Annotated in this window: 1 protein-coding gene; it reads right to left on the minus strand. The window is 67.9% G+C overall.

What is annotated here, in order from left to right; translation table 11 throughout:
* Positions 1-710, minus strand: a 710-nt coding sequence (locus MXD58_RS26170; RefSeq protein WP_248838027.1) for an acyl-CoA dehydrogenase family protein, incomplete at both ends; no start/stop codon positions are given.

The following is a 710-nucleotide window of genomic DNA, read 5'->3' on the forward strand; positions in this document are numbered from 1 at the left end:
CGCACCGTCCGACTCACCGCCCGTTCGCACATCATGTCGAACGCCCGCTGGCTCTGACCTATCCACCGCATCGCGTGATGGATCCGCCCACCCGAAAGCCGCTTCTGGGCCAGCAGGAAACCCTCGCCCGGCGCGCCGATCAGGTTCGCCCGCGGCACCCGGCAGTCCTCGAAAAGGATTTCGGCGTGCCCGGCGGAATGGGCTTCGTTCGGGGCGGGCCAGGGATGATCAATCGTGCCGACGTCCCGCACGATGTTCATTCCCGGCGTCCCCTTCTCGATACAGATCATCGAGGCGCGCTCATGCGGCTTGCCATCCGGGTTCGTCACCACCATGGCGAGAACGAAGTCGGCCGTCGCGGCACCCGACGCGAACCACTTGCGCCCGTTGAGGACGTAGTCGTCACCATCGAGGACAGCGGCCGTGCGGATCGTCGTCGGGTCCGAACCAGCGGTGTCGGGTTCGGTGAGGGCGAAGGACGAGCGGAGCCGGCCGTCGAGCAGCGGCCACAGCCACCGGTCCTTCTGCTCCTCGTTCGCACCGATCGCCAGCAGCTCACTGTTACCCGAGTCCGGCGCCTGATTGCCGAACAGCGCCGACGCCGACGGAGTCCGACCAAGGATCTCGTGCATCAGCGCGAGACGCACCTGCCCCAGCCCCTGACCGCCGAGCTCACGGTCGAGGTGCGCCGCCCACAGGCCCCGCTCCTT

Source organism: Frankia sp. AgKG'84/4, assembly GCF_023242965.2.
GTDB lineage: Bacteria > Actinomycetota > Actinomycetes > Frankiales > Frankiaceae > Frankia.